This is a genomic window from Micromonospora sp. NBC_01655 (assembly GCF_026339755.1).
Taxonomy (GTDB): Bacteria; Actinomycetota; Actinomycetes; order Mycobacteriales; family Micromonosporaceae; genus Micromonospora.
Window position 1 is genome coordinate 6,570,865 of record NZ_JAPEQF010000001.1, and the last position, 18,558, is coordinate 6,589,422.

Genomic DNA, 18,558 nt, shown 5'->3' on the forward strand with positions numbered 1-18,558 from the left:
ACACAGATGGATGTGACCGCTCGAACCTATCCCTTCACCCGGACCCGGCCGTTCCAGGAGCCGCCGGAGTGGGCCTGGCTGCGCGAGCACGCCCCCGTCTCCACGGTCAAGCTGGCCAGCGGCGACCCGGCCTGGGTGGTCACCCGCTACGAGGACGTCCGCGCCGCGATGACGGAACAGAGCTTCAGCCGCACCATCAACCGGGACGGCGCCGCGCGGGTCTCCACCGGATACCAGGCGGACCGGTCGAGCCCTGTCTTCAACTTCGGTGGTTCCATCTCCGAACCGCCCGGCCACACCCGCTGGCGCCGCATCGTCGCCAAGGCGTTCACCCAGCGCCAGGCGGACGTGATGCGGCCACGGATCGCCGCGCACACCGAAGAGATCCTCGACGAGATCGCGGCGAGGGGCGATCGCTTCGACCTGATGACCGACTTCGCCTACCAGCTACCGATCCGAGTGATCTGCGACCTGCTCGGTATCGAGATCGAGAACCGCCCCGAGTTCACCGAGCTGGCCGCCAAGCTCACCCGTCGGGACATGCAGTCGTCGTTCGCCGAGTTCGGCGAGGCGCTCGGCGGCATCGGCCGGTACGCCGCCAGGCTGATTGCCCGCAAGCGGCGCGCCCTCGGCGACGACCTGCTCAGCAAGCTGATCGTGTTGAAGGACGAAGACGAGTCGCAGCTCTCCAACGAGGAACTCGTCTCGACCGTGATCCTCCTGCTCATGGCCGGCTACGAGAGCACCGCCGTCCAGCTGGGCAACGCCTTCTTCGCGCTGTTCCTCAATCCGTCGCAACTGGCCATGCTGCGTGAGCGCCCCGAGCTGATCGGCAACGCGGTGGAGGAGCTGATGCGCTGGGGGCAGATGGGCACCGGCTTCGCCGTCGCGAAGTACGCCACCGCCGACACCGAGCTGGGCGGCGTCACGATCCCCGCCGGCGCGACGGTGTTCATCTCGCTCGGCTCGGGCAACCGGGACACGTCCGTCTTCGGGGTGGACGCCGATGTACTTGACCTGACCCGCCCGTCGGCCACCAGCCAGATCGCGTTCAGCCACGGGCCACACTACTGCCTGGGTGCGGCGCTGGCGCGGGCCGAGATGCAGGAGGGGATCTCCCGCATCCTGGCCCGCTTCCCCGGCCTGCGCCCCGACGGCGAGCTGTCCGACGTGGTCCTGTCGAGCAACCTGTTCACGTACTACCCACGTGAGCTGCCGGTCACGACCGCAGGGACGGTGCGATGACCACGTCGCCGCTCGCCACCGCGGACCTTCCCGCCGGGCTGCAGTGGGACGCCGACCGCAGCCGGTTGAAGGTCCGCGACCCGCGCCTGGCGGAGATCGTCCTGCGCGACCCGCACATCATCACCGGGGTCGACCACGGCAAGTCGGACCGGGCGGGTGCCCTGCCGCCACCCGGTCAGGCGCCCACGATCACCCAGTTCTTCGAGCTCTGGTACACCGTCGGCGAGCATTACCACGTCTTCAACACCGAGCTGCGCCGGGCGTTCACGGCCCGGACGGTCGGCAGCTTCGAAGCGGCCTTCCTCGATCTGGCCGACCGGTGTGTGACGGCCATGCCGCCCCGGGGCGACCTGGCCCGCGACTACCTCTCGCCGTACTTCATGCACAGCACCTTCCTCGTCATCGGAGTGCCCGAGGCGGAGTGGCCCCGGCTGACCAAGGTCGCCCGGTTGGTCATCCACCTGTTCAAGCAGCAGCTGCTGGGGGTCACCGAGTACGGCCCGCGGGAGGCGTCCGCCTTCGCGACGTCGATGCGCTACCTGAAGCACCTGACCGACCAGCTGCTCACCGGTCCGGGCGAGGAGCCGTTCCTCCTGGCCGCCCGTCAACTGGCGCGGATCGACCCCAGCACCTGGCCGATCGCCGCCTTGGTCGGGCAACTGCTCATGGCCGGCATCGAGCCGATGATCGTCGGGTCGAGCATCGCCTGCCGGGACATCTGGTCCGCGCCGCACCTGCGCGACGCGATCCTGCGCGAGACCGTCGAACCGACCGACCTGGCCGAGGAGGTGCTGCGCCAGAACCCGCCGTTCGGCAACATCTTCCGCTTCGTCAGCGAACCGTGCGACTGCCTGGGGCTGCCGCTGCCCGCCGGCACGATCGTGGCGATCGACGTGGCCGTGGTGAACCTACAGCGGACCGCCGCCGCCGACCCGGCCCACGGCTGCCCCGTCCGCCCCAGTGAGGTGCTCACCTTCGGCAAGGGCACGCACTACTGCCTGGGTGCGCACAGCGCGCGGATCCAGATCGCGGCGGGGGTACGCCAGCTGGTCCACGGCCGACCCGAGCTGCGGATCGACGTCGCCGGCACACGGATCGACACCCACAACAACCTCAAAGAGGTACGCAGTATCCCGTACCGGATCGGGGACGAGAATGTCGACTGAGCCGGGCGCGGCCACCGTCCTTCCCGGCGAACCGCTGGTGACCACCGGACTGGGGCCGACCGGCGAGCCGCTCCCGCCGGGTCTGCACTGGCGCCCCGACACCCGCCAGTGGGTGGTGCGCAGCCACGACCTCGCCGACACCGTCCTGCGCGACCCGCACATCGGCACGGCGCTGGACCCCGAGCGGGCCGGGATCCCGCTGCCCGGGGTGGCCGACGTCCCGTCCGTGGCCCAGTTCTTCGAGCTGTGGTACCACCGCGGCGCCAACCACCCGACGTTCAGTCGGGCGCTGCGTCGAGCGTACGCACCATCCGCGGTGGGCGAGTTCGTCGACGCGTTCGTCGACCTGGCCACCGCCCGAGCGGCGGCCCTGCCGCCGGCGGGTGACCTGGTCGCGGAGTTCATCGAGCCGTTCTGCCTGGACGGCACGTTCCGACTGATGGGCTTCCCGCCATCCCGATGGCCGGCGCTGGCCAAGATCTACAAGATCGTCATGTACGTCATCCGCGCCCGCTTCCGCGGCGTGCTCGACCTGCCCGAGCAGACCACAGCGGCGTTCGCCGCCGCGATGCGTTACCTGCGGCAAACCGTGGAGGAGTTGACTGCCGCGCCGGCGGCCACGCCGCTGGCGGCCTGCCTGCGGACGTACGCCGAGGCGGAGGGCCCGGATCCGTGGGCGGACGTGGCGACGGTCGCCCAACTGCTGGCGGCCGGAGTCCCCCAGGTCACCACCGGGATCGGCGTGGCCTGTCACGCGCTCTACGGCGACCGGGCGCTGCTGGCCTCGGCCAGGGCAGGCGGGATCGAGCTGACGGATGTCGCCGAGGAGGCCATGCGGTTGTCGCCGCCGTTCCTCGGTGTCTATGGCTGGGTGACGACGGACTGCGACTGCCTGGGCGTACGGCTTCGACCACGCGACGCGGTCGTCGTCGACATAACCGCGGTCAATCTCGACCCCGATCGGGTGCCGGAGCCGACCAGCTTCTGCCCCGGTCGCAGCCGTAGCGTCAACATCACCTTCGGCAAGGGCGCGCACTACTGTCTCGGCGCCGCCAGTGCACGCATGCAGGTCGTGGCTGGCCTGGCCGGGCTGGTCGGCCGGCGGGACGTGCACCCGGACGTCTCCGGCTTCCGGGTGACCGACGACGGCTTCGCCCGGGCGGTGCACGCCCTGCCCTACCGGATGGACGTCACCGGCGGCGACCGCTGAGTGGACAGCGGGCGGCTAGTTCGGTAGCGACGCCGACCACGGCATCGCCGCCACGTCGGCGGGGATCCTCGGCTGCGGCACTGCCCGCCGCGGCACCGCGTGCGTCGCCTGCCACGTCTCGGTCAGGTCCGTCGTCGCCTGGTCGGCGCTGAGCATCGAGCGGTGCAGGCGACGTAGGGCCGGCGCCGGCTCGAGACCGAGCTTCTCGGTGAGTCCAGTCCGGAGCCGCTGGTACGCCTCCAGTGCCTCGCACCGTCGTCCCGACCGGTAGAGCGCGAGCATGAGATGAGCCACCAGGCCCTCGTGGGTGGGGTGCTGCGCGGTCACCGCGGAGAGCTCACCGAGCAGCTCGTGGTGGCGACCGAGGCGCAGGTCGGCCTCGATCCGACAGTCGAGGGCGTTGAGCCGAATCTCGCTGAGGCGCTGAGCGTATATCCGCAGCCGTCGGCCCGCCTGAACGTCCACCAGGGCCGGGCCCCGCCACCAGCTCAGCGCCTCGGCGAACGCGCGGGCCGTCGCGGCGTAGTCTTGCCGCTCCCGGGCACGGTGTCCCACGTTGGCGAGTCGCTCGAAGTGGCTGGCGTCGACGGAGTCAGCCGGCACCCGTAGCTGGTAGCCGGCGGACGTGGTCACGAGGACCTTCTTGGCGTCGTCCGCCACACCCGCGTGCCGCGCGGCGGCGTCGATCAGCTTGCGAAGGCTGAGAATGTAGGTCTGGGTCGTGGTGCGGGCGTTGCGGGGCGGCGACCCCTGCCATAACTCGGAGATCAGCACATTCATGGGGACAACATCATTAGTGTGCGCGGCCAATACGGCGAGCACTGTGCGGGGCTTGGCTGCTGTCGGCGCGATGGGTCGGTTGTGATGAGTGGCGGCGAGCGGGCCAAGGATTGCGATACGCAACGTTCGTCCCCCTATTAATTGCATGGCAGGGCAGCATGTTCCGCACGGCACTGAAACTGGCAGCCCATAGCACGACTGAACAGAGCATAACTGAGACTCACGATCCACATTGACTCGCAGATTGGCGGCGGCCGTCACTGTCCGCAGTGTCCGCGGGGTCCGGGCGCAGGTCGGCGGCCCGTCGGCGGCCGACCCCCGGGAGCGGTACGCACAGCCCCCGAACCGGGACTCTTCACTGGTCGCACCCGTCCGGAGGAGCCGCACCAGTCAGCCTGGTCGACCGACCACCCCCACCCCCTGGCCGGCCATCGCGAAGCCCTGTCCCCACCGACAGGACGGGGAGCCGTCGCATCGAAGTGTCTAGCAACCGACTCTTTCGTGCTCCTCCCCGGTCGACGCGAACGTGGCTACGCGTGCCCGGGCGACACGCTAACGTGGCTGCGCGTGTCTGGGCAACAGCGGGAGGTGACTCCACGGCGGCCGTCGCGACGCACCCGTCGGTGTTCGGGCGCCGGGCGCCACCCCGGAGGCCCCCGCCCCTTCGACTTCGCCGACCTCGGTCTTTCGCCAACTGTTGATCGGGATCGTCGTGCCGAGTAGTTGATCTTCTGGTTGGTTGTCCTGCCGGTGGGCGTGCTGATGACCCGGCGCGGGTGACCGGGTTCCTCCGGGCTGCTCGTGGTGCTCGGGTGGGATGTCAGGTGAGGGGTCGGGGCAGCGCGGCCAGACGGCCGAACGCGGCGGCGGGGGTGGCGGCCCATGGCCAGGTCGCAGCGATGCGTAGGTAGGTGCGGCGTGCGGATCGGGTGATCTTGGCGGGACGCGCAGTAGCCGGTAGCGCAGCTTCCTCGGCTCGGCCGTGGCCAGGTCGCCGGCCAGGAGGAGGTTTGTTCCCCGTGCTAAAGTCTGCGCGTGCCCAACCTCGACATAATCACCACGAGGTCCGATCCCGCCGTTCAGAGAATCATCGACGTCACAAAGCACTCGAGGTCCGTTGTTCGGACGGCGCTGATTGAGGACGCCGAGCCTCTCGTGCAGTGCATTCGCGCGGGCGTGGAGTTTGTCGAGGTATACGGGAACGAAACCAATCCCTTGCCGGATGCGCTTCTCACCGCTTGTCGGCAGCGGAACATTCCGGTCCGGCTGATCGAATCGTCGATCGTGAAACAGATTTTCAAGACCGACAAGATACCCAAGACATTCGGCATCGCCCGGGTGCCGAGGCCGTGGGGCCTGAACGATCTGGCCCGCTCGACCGGCGATGTCATCGTCCTTGATGGCGTGAAGATCGTCGGTAACATCGGGGCCATCGTGCGGACGTCGTTCGCGCTCGGCGCCGCGGGCATCGTGCTCGTAGACAGTGATCTTGTCAGCATCGCGGATCGCCGGCTGGTCAGGGCGAGCCGGGGATATGTCTTCTCGCTGCCCGTCATTCTCGCGTCACGGGCGGAGGCAGTCGACTACTTCCGGAGCAAGGACATGCGACTGATGGCCTTCGATGCCGACGGGAAGTTTGCCGTCAGCGATCTCCGCAACGTCGACGAGCGGTTGGCACTCCTGTTCGGCAGCGAGAAGACCGGCACGTCGAGCGACTTCGAGGAAATCTCGGCCGGCTCGGTATCGATTCCCATCAATCCCGCCGCCGAGTCACTCAACGTCTCCGTCTCCGCCGGTATCGCGCTGTACGAACGGGTCGCCCGCAACATCTCCCGTTGAGCCGAGCGGTAGCCGACCGCGCTACCGCGACGACACCGGCCGCCCGGCCTCCGAACCGCCGCAGGCTCTCCCCTTCCGAGGAGCCTGCGGCGAGCGGTTGCCGGCGCCGAGTCGTACGACCGTCACAGCATCGCCGCTGCCGTCAGCTTGGAGCGCTGACGATCGGCTGGCTGGCCGGATGCCCGCGCCGCGTGTGCGACGCCCAGGTCCTCGTTGCCGAAGACCTGGGCGCGTTCGAAGGCGAAGACGGGCTACGCGAGGCCCTTGAGCAGCTCACGGGCCATCACGATGCGCTGAACCTGGTTGGTGCCCTCGTAGATCTGGGTGATCTTGGCGTCCCGCATCATCCGCTCGACCGGGTAGTCGCGGGTGTAGCCGTAGCCGCCGAGGAGCTGCACCGCGTCGGTGGTGATCTCCATGGCGGCGTCCGAGGCGAAGCACTTGGCCGCCGCGCCGAAGTAGGTCAGGTCGGCGTCGCCCCGCTCGGACTTGCCGGCTGCCGTGTACGTGAGCTGTCGGGCCGCCTCCAGTTTCATGCCCATGTCGGCGAGCATGAACTGGATGCCCTGGAACTCGGCGACCGGCCTGCCGAACTGCCTGCGCTCGCGGACGTACCCCTTGGCGTAGTCGAGCGCACCCTGGGCGATGCCGACGGCCTGCGCGGCGATGGTGACCCGGGTGTGGTCCAGGGTCTTCATCGCGGTGGTGAAGCCGGTGCCCTCGGCGCCGATCATCCGGTCGGCCGGGATGCGGACGTTGTCGAGGTAGACCTCGCGGGTCGGCGAACCCTTGACGCCGAGCTTCTTCTCCGGGGCGCCGAAGCTGACCCCCGGGTCGGACTTCTCGACGACGAACGCGGAGATGCCCCTCGACCGGGCTGTGGGATCGGTCACGGCGAAGACGGTGTAGTACTCCGAGACACCCGCGTTGGTGATCCACCGCTTCACCCCGTTGAGCACCCAGTGGTCGCCGTCGCGGACCGCCCTGGTGGTCATCGAGGCCGCGTCGCTGCCGGCCTCCGGCTCGGAGAGGCAGTACGAGAACATCGCCTCCCCGGCGGCGACCGGGGTGAGGTACCTGCGCCTGAGTTCCTCGGAGCCGGCCAGGATCAGCGGCATGGTGCCCAGCTTGTTCACCGCCGGGATCAGTGACGACGAGGCGCAGGCCCGGGCCACCTCCTCGATCACGATGGCCGTGGCCAGGGCGTCCGCGCCGGCGCCGCCGTACTCGACGGGGATGTGCGGGGCGTGGAAGTCGGCCGAGCGGAGCGCGTCGTAGGACGCCTTCGGGAACTCGCCCGTCTCGTCCGCCTCGGCTGCGTGCGGCGCCACCTTCGCCGCGCAGACCTCACGCACCGCCTCGCGGATCGCCCCGTGCTCCTCGGGCAACCGGTAGACGTCGAACGACTGTTCTGCGGCCATGTCGGCCCCTCCCCTTCACCGCTATCATGCGCAGTCTGTAGCGTCTCGGAACCGCCGACGGCGCAGACTGAAGGATAGCCACCAGCGCTCGGGTGATCCTTACCGCCGCGTAGGCTCGGGCCTGACGGAGGCGTCGATGCGGCACGGTGAGCACAAAACGACACAATTCCCTTCGGTGCCGGGCCAGGCGCCGCAGCCGATTGCGACGCGAGGAAGCGCCGCCAGCGCGAGCGGAGAAGACAGGCGTGACGATCCCGTACCCGAACACCCAACCGATGCCAGCCATCGCCGCGGTGACACCGCCGTCGGGCGCGGCCCGGCCCCGGGTCACCTTCCTCGGCACCGGGTACCTCGGTGCGACGTACGCCATCTGCTACGCCGAACTCGGCTACGAGGTGCTCGGCTACGACGTCGACGCTGACAAGATCGCCAAGCTGAACGCCGGCAAGGTGCCGATCCACGAGCCCGGCCTCGACGAGTTGCTGCGGCGCAACCTGGCCGCCGGCCGGCTGCGGTTCAGCACCGACATCGCCGAGACCGCCGAGTTCGGTGACGTGCACTTCATCTGCGTGGGGACCCCGCAGCGGGCCGACGGGATGGGCGCCGACCTGTCGTACGTCGAGGCGTCGGTGACCAGCCTGGCCCAGCACCTGACCCGCAAGGCGCTGATCGTCGGCAAGTCCACCGTCCCGGTGGGCACCGCCGAGTGGGTGGAGCAGCTCGTCGGCAAGCACACCCCGGCCGACCTCGGGGTCGAGGTGGCGTGGAGCCCGGAGTTCCTCCAGGAGGGCTTCGCCGTCGACGACGTGCTGCGCCCCAACCGGATCGTGGTGGGCGTCAAGAGCGAGTGGGCCAACGGCATGCTCTACGCCGCCCACAAGGGCGTCTTCGACCTGGCCGCCACGGAGGACCGGGAGGTCCCGCTGGTGGCCACCGACTTCGCCACCGCCGAGCTGGTCAAGGTCGCCGCGAACGCCTTCCTGGCCACCAAGATCTCGTTCATCAACGCGATGGCCGAGGTCTGCGAGGCCTCCGGCGGCGACGTCACCCAGCTCGCCCGCGCCATCGGGTACGACCCCCGGATCGGCAACCGGTTCCTCCAGGCCGGGCTCGGCTTCGGCGGGGCCTGCCTGCCCAAGGACATCCGCGCCTTCCAGGCCCGCGCCCAGGAGTTGGGCGCCGGCGAGGCGCTGCGTTTCCTGCACGAGGTCGACCTGATCAACCTGCGCCGCCGGACCCGGGTCGTCGGGCTCGCCGCCGAGCTGCTCGGCCGCCGCTCCGGGCCGGCCGGGCCGGACCTGTCCGGCACCCGGGTCGCCGTGCTCGGCGCGACCTTCAAGCCCAACACCGACGACGTCCGCGACGCCCCGGCGCTCGCCGTCGCCGGGCTGCTCGGCAAGGCCGGGGCGGACGTGCACGTGTACGACCCGCAGGGCACCGAGAACGCCCGCCGGGTGGCCCCCGAGCTGACGTACGAGTCCAGCATGGCCGACGCGGTGACCGGGGCGGACCTGGTCTGTGTGCTCACCGAGTGGGCCGACTTCCGCAACGCCGACCCGGTCGCCCTCGGCGAGCTGGTCGCCGGCCGCCGGGTGGTCGACGGCCGCAACTGCCTCGACTCGACACTGTGGACGCAGGCCGGCTGGGAGTACCGGGGCATGGGCCGCCCCTGACCCGCCCGCCACCGGCGAACCGCTCCACCTCAGCCACCTGCGACGGCCGGCCGCGGCACCCCGCCGTGGCCGGCCGTGCGTTGTTCGTCAGCGTCAACCCGCCGACAGGTGTCGAAATCCGCGCCGGCTCAGGGCATGCTGCGACAGTGGGAATCCACAGTGCGGGCCAGCGGGTGGAGGGGTGTCGTGCAGACCTTTCAGTGCTCCTCGTGCGGCCGGGAGATCAAGCCGGCCGCCCAGTGCCCGCACTGCGGCGCGCACCAGCCCCAGTGGGCCGGACACCTGGCCGACGTCGAGCGCTCGATCGCGGAGATGAAGGTCCGCGAGGCCGCCATCGCCGCCGAGCAGCGGCAGATCGCCGCGAAGATGCAGGCCGCGCTCTTCCAGCGGGACATCCTCGCGCACGCCGGTGAGGAGCGGATCAAGCAGGCCACCCGTCCCCGGCGGGTGCTGCGCCGCCGGGCCGGTCGCCGCCCGCCCACCGCCACCGCCGGGGCGCCGCCCCGGGTGCCCCGGCAGGGTGCCGCGCCGCCCGGACCGCAGGATCCGCCCCCGCCGTCGTCGTCGGCCCGTTGGCTGGACGCCGACAACCCCGAGCACCCGCCGGAGGCGTCCTCGCGGGAGGTGCAGAACATCCCCCTCGGGCTGGGCGCGCTGCTGCTCGCCGTGGCCGCGGTGGTCTTCGCCGCGGTGGCCACCAGCTCGATGGACGCCCTGTCCCGGCTGGGCATCCTGCTCGTCGCGACGGTGCTGCTGCTGCTCGCCCCGCCGGTGCTGGCCCGGCGCGGCCTCACCTCGACCGCCGAGACGATCGCCGCCGTCGGCCTGCTGCTGGTGCCGCTGGCCGGGTACGCGCTGTGGGCGGTGGACCGGATCGGCGGCGGGGGCGTGTCCGGGGCGGTCGTCGCCGGGTTGATCTTCGCGGTCACCAGCGCCGTCGGGTTCGGCTACGCGTTCTGGACGGGGCTGCGCGCGCCCCGCTTCGCCGCCGTGCTGGCCGCGCAGCCGGTGCTGCCGCTGCTGGCGTACGGGTGGGTCACCGGGCCGGCCGGCTGGGCGCTGGTGCTGACCGTGGTCGCCGTCGTGGACCTGGCGCTGGCCCGCTCCCCGGTCACTGTCGAGCGGCCGGTGCGCGAGGACCTGCCGACGCCCCCGGCCCCGCCGGCCACCGCCGCCACCGCCCCGCCGCCCCGCCGGTCCGAGGAGGACGGCCGGCCGGAGGGCGCCCCGGAGGAGTCCGGCGAGGTGCTCGACGGCACCGGTGACGCGTCCGTCGCCGCCCCGCCGGCCCGGCCGGTTCCGGGGCTGGGCGCGCTGACCTGGCTGTTGCACGCCGCGGCGGTGGCGCTGGCCCTCGCGTACGCGGTGACCGCGCTGCTGCGCGCCGGCACGGTGCCGCCGGCGGCCGGAGCGGGCACGGTGCTGCTGCTGGCCGCGCTGGTGGGGCTGGGCGGGGCGCTGGTGCTGCGCCGCCCGCCGCTGCCCGACGTGGCCACCGGCATCCTCACCCTCGCGGTGATCGGTGCGCTGGGGCGGGTCGCCTCGGTGGCCTTCCCCGGCCGGGCCCTGCTGCTGATCGCCGCCGTCATCACCCTCACCGGGCTGGCCGTGCGGGCCGTACCGGAAGCCGCCCGGCGCGGGCCGCAGCTCGCTTCGGCCGCGGCGCTCACGGTCAGCGGCCTGGTGGTGGCCGGCGGCGCGCTGCGCGCCGGGCTGGCCCCGGCCCAGGCCGCCACCCCGGCCTGGGCCGCGGACCTCGCCCACTACCCGGCCGAGCTGGCCGCCTCGGTCGGACCGGCGGCCTGGCAGCTCGCCGCCAGCGCCTTCCTGCTCACCATCGCCGCGGTGCTGGCCCTGCCGCCGGAGATCCGCCGCGAGTTCGCGGTCGCCGGGGCGGCGCTGACCGCGCTCGCCGTGCCGGCGTCGTTCGCCCTGGGCTGGGCGGCGGCGCCGTGGCCGATGGTGCTGGCCGCCATCGGCATCGGCGCGGCCGGGCTGACCGCCGCCACGACGCGGGCCGCCACCGTGCACGCGGTCGCCGCCGCCGTGGTGGGCCTGCTCGGCGCGGGCGCCGGGCTGGCCCGGCCGGCGCTGACCGCCGCCGTGCTGCTCGCCCTCTTCCTGGCCGGCGCGCTGGTCGCGGTGGCACCCCGGATCCGGATCACCCCCGCCACGGGAGGCGTCGTCTCCGCCTGGGCCGCCGGTGGCGCGGCGTTCGCCCTGCCCGGCGCGGTGGCCGCGTTCGTCGCCGCGACCGTGCCGACCGACCCGACGCCGACCCCGGCGAGCCTGCGCGAGGCCACCGTGCCGGTGCTGGCGGCGAGCTTCCTGGCGGTCTGTGTCACCCTCGGGTACGCCGCCCTGGTGCAGGTGTCCGAGCGGCACATCCCGACGCCGCTGGCCGTGGGCACCGGGCTCGGGGCGCTGGCGGTGACCGCCGCCGCGTTCGGCGCGCCCGGGGCCACCGTCGCGGACGCCTGGGTGGGCGGGCTGCTGTTCGTGGCGGGGGTGCTGGTCTTCCTGGCCCCGTCGATCGACGCGGGACGCCGCTCCGACCTGGCCCTGGACGGCTCCGACCTGGCCTCCGCCGCGGTCACCGCGGCGCTGATCGCCACCCTGGTACGGATCGGGGCGGTGCTCACCCCGGGCGGGCAGCTCGTGGTGGCCGCCGCGCTCGTGGCGGTGGTCGCCGTCGCGGCCCGGGCGATGCCCGAACAGTGGCGGCGCGGGCCGATCCTCGGACTCGCCGTCGGCGGCACCCTGATCGGGCTGCTCGCGGGCTGGAGCGCCCTGCGCGGCGGGTGGGGCGTGCTGGCCACCCCGGGCCCGATCTGGGCCGGCGACCTGTCCGGGTGGCCGGCCGCGCCGGTCGGCGGGTCCACCTGGCAGGCGCCCGTCGCGCTGGCGCTGCTCGGCGTCGCGGCCGGGGTGCTGCTGCCGACCCCCTGGAGGTACGACGTCTCGGGCGCCGCCGCCGTCCTGGCCACCATCGGGGCGCCGGCCGCCTTCGACCTGCCCTGGTGGTCGCCGGTGTTGGTCGGCCTGGCCGTCGCCACGGCCTTCGGCACGGCCGCGGCGGCCTCGATCGACCCGCGCGCCGGGCTGTCCCGGGCCACGGTGGCCGGGGTGGTCGCCCTGCACGCCGCCGGTGCCGGGCTGGTCCGGCCATGGACGACCGCGCTGGCGCTGGGCGGCATCGCGCTGATCGGCGTCGTCGTGGCCGCCCTGGCCCGGGTGTTCGCCGCCCCGCTGGTCGAGGACGTCGACACCGAGGGGATGCCGCCGCACCTGGTGCAGATCGGTGGGGCCGCCGCCGGGGCCGCGCTGCTCGCGTCGCCCGGCGCGGTGGCCGCCCTGGCCGCCGAGTTCGGCCGGTCGCCCGAGGTGGTGCTAACCGCCGCGCTGGCCGCGTCCAGCCTGGGCCTGGCCGCGGTCGCCGCGGTCCGCCGGCAGGTGCCGCAGTACCTCCCGTACGCCAGCGCGGCCGTGGTGGGCGGCGCGACGGTCAGCGCGGTCGCCGCGATCGTGGCCGGCCTGCCCGCCGGTGTGTACGCCGCGGCCGGCGCGCTGCTCGGGGTGCTCGCCGAACTGGTCCGCGCCGCCACCGTGCCACCGGCCGGCTCGGCCCAGCCGATCCGGCGCTGGTCGGTGCTGCTCGACGGCGCCCTGCGCCGGGCGCCCGACGACGATCCGGCGGCGGTGCGCTGGCGGGTCAGCCCGGCGGCCGGGGCGCTGGCCGCCGCCGCGCTGCCGACCGCGCTGGCCGTGGCCTCGCTCGCCCCCACGCTCAAGGTGGCGCTGGTCGAGCCGTACCGGTCGCTGGGCCGGGTGTGGCAGGGGCCGCCGCCGGAGCTGATCATCCCGCCCGCCGGCGCGGTCGACCCGACGCACGTGCTGACCGCGCTGCTGCTCACCGTGACCGCGGCGCTGGCCGCCGTCGGGTTCAGCGGCGGGCGGCGGTCCCGGGCCGTGCCGGTGGTGCTGCCCGGCGCGGCGGTGACCCTGCTGATCACCCCGGCCGCCCTCGGCCACGGCTGGCCGGTGAGCACGCTGGCGGCGCTGTCGGTGTTCACCATCTCGATGCTGGGGCTGGCGCTCACCCCACCCCCGCCGCTGGCGGAGCGGGCCCGGTCGCTGCGCACCGCCCGGGTGCTGGTCTTCGTCATCGGGCTGGCCGGCGGCGGGGCCGGGCTGCTGGGCAGCTTGGCCACCCGGGAGCTGACCCTGTTCACCCTGGGCGGGGCGGTGGGCGTCGGCACCGTCGCCGCCCTGTACGGCACCACGCAGCGGGCCCGCATCCTGGGCTGGCTGTTCGCCTCGCTGATGGCGCAACTGTTCGTCCTCGTCGCCGGCCTGGTCGCCGGGCTGGCCGCGGTCTGGTCCGCGTTCGGGGTGCTGGCGGTCGGGGCAGCCCTACAGGTGTTCGCCGCGACCCTGCCCCGGCTGCGCCGCCCCGAGGCGCAGCGCGAGGCGGCCACGGTGGAGTGGAGCGGGTACGCTGCCGCGCTGATCGCCCTGGCGCTGGCCTTCGACTCGCCCCGGCACATCGCCGCGCTGCTGGCCGCCTGGGGTGCCGTGCTCGGGGTGGCCGCCGCCCGGCCAAACCGTCGGCCGGTGGAGCGGCAGATCCTGTTCTGGGCGGTGGTGTTCTGCGAGATCGTCGCCTGGTGGATCCTGATGCGGGTCGCCGACGTGGCGCTGCCGGAGGCCTACACGCTGCCGTTCGCGGCGCTGGCCCTGCTGGTCGGGGTGCTGGAGTTGCGGCACCGGCCGGACCTGCCGAGCTGGGTGGCGTACGGGCCCGCGCTGGTCGCCGCGTTCGTGCCGACCCTGGCGATCGTGCTGGCCACCGACTCCAGCATGCTGCGCCAGGTGCTGCTGCTGCTCGGCGCGGTGGCGGTGCTGATCTTCGGCACCACCAGCCAGCAGCAGGCCCCGGTGATCGTCGGGGCGGCCGTCACCGCGATCACGGCGGTGCACGCGCTGTTCAGCCTCGGCCCGTGGCTGGTGCTGATCCCGGTCGGGCTGGTCCTGCTGGTCCTCGGCGCGAGCAACGAGCGCCGCCGCCGCGCCCAGGAACGGCTCCAGACCGCCCTGCGCGGCATGCGATAAAACGGAGGGGCCCTGGGGCGTGGCTGCCGTGTTGGGCCGAGTGGTCCGGCCACGAACGTGAGCGCCGGCGGCCGGCGGGGGTCAGCCCGGGCCGGCGGGGGGTCAGCCGAGGGAGGCGTGCAGGGCGGCCTCCTTCTCGGCGACCAACTCCTCCAGGCTCTCCTGGTACGCGACCATGCGCGCCCGCAGTTCCTCGTCGCCGGCGGCCAGGATACGGACGGCGAGCAGCCCGGCGTTACGGGCGTTGCCGATCGACACGGTGGCCACCGGCACGCCGGCCGGCATCTGGACGATGGACAGCAGCGAGTCCATCCCGTCGAGGTACTTCAGCGGCACCGGTACGCCGATCACCGGCAGCGGGGTGACCGAGGCGACCATGCCGGGCAGGTGGGCGGCCCCGCCGGCCCCGGCGATGATCACCTTGAGTCCCCGGTCGGCGGCGGTGCGGCCGTACTGGATCATTTTGTCCGGGGTACGGTGGGCGGAGACCACGCCGACTTCGTAGCCGACCCCGAACTCGGCCAGCGCCTCGGCGGCGGCGTTCATGGTCGGCCAGTCCGAGTCGCTGCCCATGATCAGTCCGACGGTGCTCATGCTGGTCTGCCTCTCGTTCGCGATCGCTCGCACGCTCACTGGTGGCCCTCGCGGAGCCAGCGGGCGGCCTGGGCGGCCCGGGCCCGTACGTCGTCCAGGTCGGCGCCGAGCACCGTGACGTGGCCGATCTTGCGGCCGGGGCGCACCTGCTTGCCGTAGAGGTGGACCTTCGCGCCCGGCTCGGCGGCGAAGAGGTGGTGCAGCCGCTCGTCGATCGGCATCCCGCCCGGCTCGCCGCCGAGCACGTTCGCCATGGCCACCGCCGGGGCGGTCAGCGCGGTGTCCCCCATCGGGTAGTCGAGCACGGCCCGCAGGTGCTGCTCGAACTGCGAGGTCCGGGCCCCCTCGATCGTCCAGTGGCCCGAGTTGTGCGGGCGCATGGCCAGCTCGTTGACCACCAGTCCGGCCGGCGTCTCGAACAGCTCCACCGCGAGCAGGCCGACCACGCCGAGCGCGGTGGCCAGGTCGATGGCGAGCTGCTGGGCGGCGACGGCCCGCTCCTCGTCCAGCCCCGGCGCGGGCGCGAGCACCTCGACGCAGATCCCGTCGACCTGCACCGTCTCCACCACCGGGTACGCGGCGACCTGCCCGAACGGCGAGCGGGCCACCTGGACCGCCAACTCCCGGCGCAGCGCCACCCGCTCCTCGACGATCAGGCTGGTCCCCCCGGCCAGCAGGGTGGCGGCCAGCTCGGCGGCCTGCGCCGCGTCGTCGGCCAGCCAGACGCCCCGGCCGTCGTACCCGCCCCGGGCCGCCTTCAGCACCACCGGCCAGCCCTGCTCCTCGCCGAAGGCGACCAGGTCGGCCGGCTCGGTGATCGGCCGCCACGCCGGATTCGGCGCGCCCAGCTCGCCGAGCCGTTCCCGCATGATCCGCTTGTCCTGGGCGTGCAGCAGCGCGTGGGCCGGCGGGTAGAGCTTCACCCCCTCGGCGGCGAGGGCGCGGATGTGCTCCGTCGGCACGTGCTCGTGGTCGAAGGTGACCACGTCGCAGCCCTTGGCGAAGGTCCGCAGGGCGGCGAGGTCGGTGTGGTCGCCGTACTGGACGTCGGCGGCGACCAGGGCCGCGCCGTCGTCCGGGGCCTGCGCGAGCACGCGCAGCGACTGACCGAGGGCGATCGAGGCCTGGTGGGTCATCCGGGCCAGTTGGCCGCCCCCCACCATGCCGACAACAGGCAGACCGGTTCGGGTATCCATCTCGCCTGCCAGCCTAGCGGCGGCCTGGGGCCCTAGGTCCCCAGGGGCGCTGCATGATCGACTCGGTGTGCCGCACATTGCGGGCTCCGATCGCCGGGATGCCCCGACATGCCGCACATCGAGTCGATCACGGCCCGGCCCCTACAACTGGGCGAGGAGGTCGTCGACCGTGCTGACCGGGCGCTGGCAGACGAAGCCCCGGCAGACGTACGCGGCGGGCCGGCCGTCGACCAGCGGCCGGTCGGCCAGCAGCGGCACCCCGGGCTGGTCCGGGCGGCCCGCGACGACCACCGCGCCGGGCGGGGCGTGCCGGTACGCGGCGGCGACGAGAGGGTCGCCGGCCGGGTCGTCGGTCACCACGGCGATCTCGTACGGCCCGGACAGCAGCGCCTCGCCGACGGTGGCGGCGTACCCGGTGAACCGGGCGTGCCGGGCGACGATCGGCGCGACCGTGGCGAGGGCGGCCTCGGCGGCCTCCCGGTACCGGTTCTCCCCGGTCAGCGCCGCGTACGCGACCAGGGCGGCGACGATCGCCGACCGGCCGGACGGGGTGGCGTTGTCGGTCGGGTCGGCCGGTCGGGTGACGAGTTGCTCGGCATCGTCGGCGGTGTCGTAGAACCCGCCGCCCGGGGCGGCGAACCGGGCCAGCGCGGTGTCCAGCAGCCCGCCGGCCAACTCCAGCCAGCGTCCCTCGCCGGTGAGCTGGTGCATCGCGCAGAACGCCTCGGCCACGCAGCCGTAGTCCTCCAGCACCCCGGCCGGCGCGCCGACCACGCCGTCCCGGGAGACCCGGCGCAGCCGGCCGTCGACCAGGTGCACGGTGGCCAGGTGCTCGGCGGCGTCCCGCATCGCGCCGTCGGCGACGATGGTGACGCCCTCCAGCAGGTTGGCGTCGGCCTCCTCGTCGCCCACCCCCCGCGCCTCGACGAGGCGGACGAACTCGGCGATCGCGGTGATCGCCAGCCCGTTCCAGGCGGCCACCACCTTGTCGTCGCGGGCCGGCTGGGGGCGGGTGTCCCGGGCGGCCAGCAGCCGCCGGACGACGTCCTGCCACCGGCCGCGCACCGCCGGGTCGGCGTCGTCGACGTCCCGGGCCAGCCGCAACACGCTCATCCCGCCTTCGAAGGTGCCGGGCTCGGTGACCGCGAAAAGGTCGGCGGCCCAGCGGCCGTCGTCCTCGCCCAGCACCTCGACGAGTTGGGCCGGGGTCCAGGCGTAGGTCAGCCCCTCGACGCCCTCGGTGTCGGCGTCGAGCGCGGACGCGAAGCCCTCGCCGGGGCGGTGCAGCTCGTCGGCGAGGAACCGGGCGACGTCCCGGGCCACCCGCCGGGCCAGCGGGTCGCCGGTGAGCCGCCACAGCTGGGTGTAGACCCGCAGCAGCAGGGCGTTGTCGTAGAGCATCTTCTCGAAGTGCGGCACGGTCCAGTGTTCGTCGACCGAGTACCTGGCGAAGCCGCCGGCGAGCTGGTCGTTGATGCCGCCCCGGGCCATCGCCTCGGCGGTGTGCCGGGCGATCTCCAGGCTCTCGGCGGAGCCGGTGCGCTGGTGGTGGCGCAGCAGGAAGAGCAGGTTCATGTGCGGTGGGAACTTCGGCGCCCCGCCGAAGCCGCCGTTGCTCCGGTCGTACCCCGTCGCGAGCTGGGCGGCGGCGTCGTCGAGCAGTTCGGCGGTGAGCGGGGCGGTCGGCCCGCCGACGGCCTGCGCGCCGCCGATCGCCTCGACCACGGCGGCGCCCTGCCGGAGCACGGCCTCCCGCTGCTCCCGCCAGGCGGTGCCCACCGACTCCAGCAGCCGGAGGAAGTTCGGCTTCGGAAAGTACGTGCCGCAGAAGAACGGGGTGCCGTCCGGCGCGGCGAAGACCGTCATCGGCCAGCCGCCCTGCCCGGTCATCGCCTGGGTGGCGGTCATGTAGACGGCGTCGACGTCCGGGCGCTCCTCGCGGTCCACCTTGATCGCCACGAAGCCGTCGTTGAGCAGCTTCCCGACGGCGGTGTCCTCGAACGACTCGTGGGCCATCACGTGGCACCAGTGGCAGGCCGCATAGCCGACCGAGATGAGCACCGGCACGTCGCGCCGCCTCGCCTCGGCGAACGCCTCGTCGCACCACGGCCACCAGTCCACCGGGTTGTCGGCGTGCTGGAGCAGGTACGGGCTGGTGGCGGTCGCGAGTCGGTTCACCGGATGACCATATCCAGCGCCCGGAACGGCGGCACCCCGGTCCTGGGGGCGACCGGGCCGGCGGCCGGCCCGGAATGACGCCGCGCGGCTGACGCGGGCCCCGCGTACGGGGCACTCGGTTGGGCCGGTACGTCCTGCGGCCGC

The 18,558-nt window shown here is 73.3% G+C and carries 11 protein-coding genes and 1 pseudogene; 6 read left to right on the forward strand and 6 right to left on the reverse strand.

Annotated features, from left to right (window positions below; translation table 11 throughout):
• Positions 1-12: 12 nt before the first annotated feature.
• Genes OOK41_RS28920 through OOK41_RS28930 form a run of 3 tightly spaced genes read left to right on the forward strand, consistent with a single transcriptional unit; the run spans position 13 to position 3,621 of the window.
• The gene (locus OOK41_RS28920) at positions 13-1,245 is read left to right on the forward strand and encodes a cytochrome P450 (protein ID WP_266267400.1); all 1,233 of its coding nucleotides are present in this window, start codon (positions 13-15) and stop codon (positions 1,243-1,245) included.
• Positions 1,242-2,411 (forward strand): cytochrome P450, encoded by a 1,170-nt coding sequence (locus OOK41_RS28925; RefSeq protein WP_117665655.1) that lies wholly within the window; start codon positions 1,242-1,244, stop codon positions 2,409-2,411. The genes OOK41_RS28920 and OOK41_RS28925 overlap by 4 nt, the downstream gene beginning before the upstream one ends.
• Complete coding sequence (locus OOK41_RS28930; RefSeq protein WP_266267401.1) at positions 2,401-3,621, forward strand: cytochrome P450; 1,221 nt, start codon at positions 2,401-2,403, stop codon at positions 3,619-3,621. Before OOK41_RS28925 ends, OOK41_RS28930 begins: the two co-directional genes overlap by 11 nt.
• A gap of 15 nt (positions 3,622-3,636) precedes the next feature.
• Here OOK41_RS28930 and OOK41_RS28935 read toward each other — a convergent pair whose 3' ends face one another.
• Together OOK41_RS28935 and OOK41_RS28940 are read right to left on the reverse strand one after the other, a co-directional pair.
• Positions 3,637-4,401 carry an AfsR/SARP family transcriptional regulator gene (locus tag OOK41_RS28935; protein WP_243639141.1) on the reverse strand — a complete coding sequence of 255 codons (765 nt, stop codon included), beginning with the start codon at positions 4,399-4,401 and terminating at the stop codon, positions 3,637-3,639.
• Positions 4,402-5,221: 820 nt separating this feature from the next.
• Positions 5,222-5,409 (reverse strand): annotated as a pseudogene (locus tag OOK41_RS28940) (transposase); the annotation flags it as partial.
• 27 nt (positions 5,410-5,436) lie between these two features.
• Here OOK41_RS28940 and nshR point away from each other — a divergent pair.
• Positions 5,437-6,240 carry an NshR/TsnR family 23S rRNA methyltransferase gene (nshR, locus tag OOK41_RS28945; RefSeq protein WP_117665649.1) on the forward strand — a complete coding sequence of 268 codons (804 nt, stop codon included), beginning with the start codon at positions 5,437-5,439 and terminating at the stop codon, positions 6,238-6,240.
• A gap of 251 nt (positions 6,241-6,491) precedes the next feature.
• Here the strand turns inward: nshR and OOK41_RS28950 are convergent, their stop codons facing one another.
• Entirely contained in the window at positions 6,492-7,661 is a 1,170-nt protein-coding gene (locus OOK41_RS28950; RefSeq protein ID WP_266267402.1) for an acyl-CoA dehydrogenase family protein, read from the reverse strand.
• A 245-nt stretch (positions 7,662-7,906) separates the two neighbouring features.
• Between OOK41_RS28950 and OOK41_RS28955 the strand changes: the two genes are divergently transcribed.
• Positions 7,907-9,334 (forward strand): UDP-glucose/GDP-mannose dehydrogenase family protein, encoded by a 1,428-nt coding sequence (locus OOK41_RS28955; RefSeq protein WP_117665645.1) that lies wholly within the window; start codon positions 7,907-7,909, stop codon positions 9,332-9,334.
• A gap of 186 nt (positions 9,335-9,520) precedes the next feature.
• Positions 9,521-14,446, forward strand: coding sequence for an SCO7613 C-terminal domain-containing membrane protein (locus OOK41_RS28960; RefSeq protein ID WP_266267403.1), 4,926 nt, complete (start codon positions 9,521-9,523; stop codon positions 14,444-14,446).
• A 102-nt stretch (positions 14,447-14,548) separates the two neighbouring features.
• Here the strand turns inward: OOK41_RS28960 and purE are convergent, their stop codons facing one another.
• The 3 genes from purE to OOK41_RS28975 form a co-directional block, all read right to left on the reverse strand.
• Positions 14,549-15,040 carry a 5-(carboxyamino)imidazole ribonucleotide mutase gene (gene purE, locus OOK41_RS28965; RefSeq protein WP_266267404.1) on the reverse strand — a complete coding sequence of 164 codons (492 nt, stop codon included), beginning with the start codon at positions 15,038-15,040 and terminating at the stop codon, positions 14,549-14,551.
• A 35-nt stretch (positions 15,041-15,075) separates the two neighbouring features.
• Positions 15,076-16,236, reverse strand: a complete 1,161-nt coding sequence (locus tag OOK41_RS28970) for a 5-(carboxyamino)imidazole ribonucleotide synthase (RefSeq protein WP_266267405.1) — start codon at positions 16,234-16,236, stop codon at positions 15,076-15,078.
• Between the two features lie 141 nt (positions 16,237-16,377).
• Positions 16,378-18,414 (reverse strand): thioredoxin domain-containing protein, encoded by a 2,037-nt coding sequence (locus OOK41_RS28975; protein WP_266267406.1) that lies wholly within the window; start codon positions 18,412-18,414, stop codon positions 16,378-16,380.
• Between the last annotated feature and the right edge of the window lie 144 nt (positions 18,415-18,558).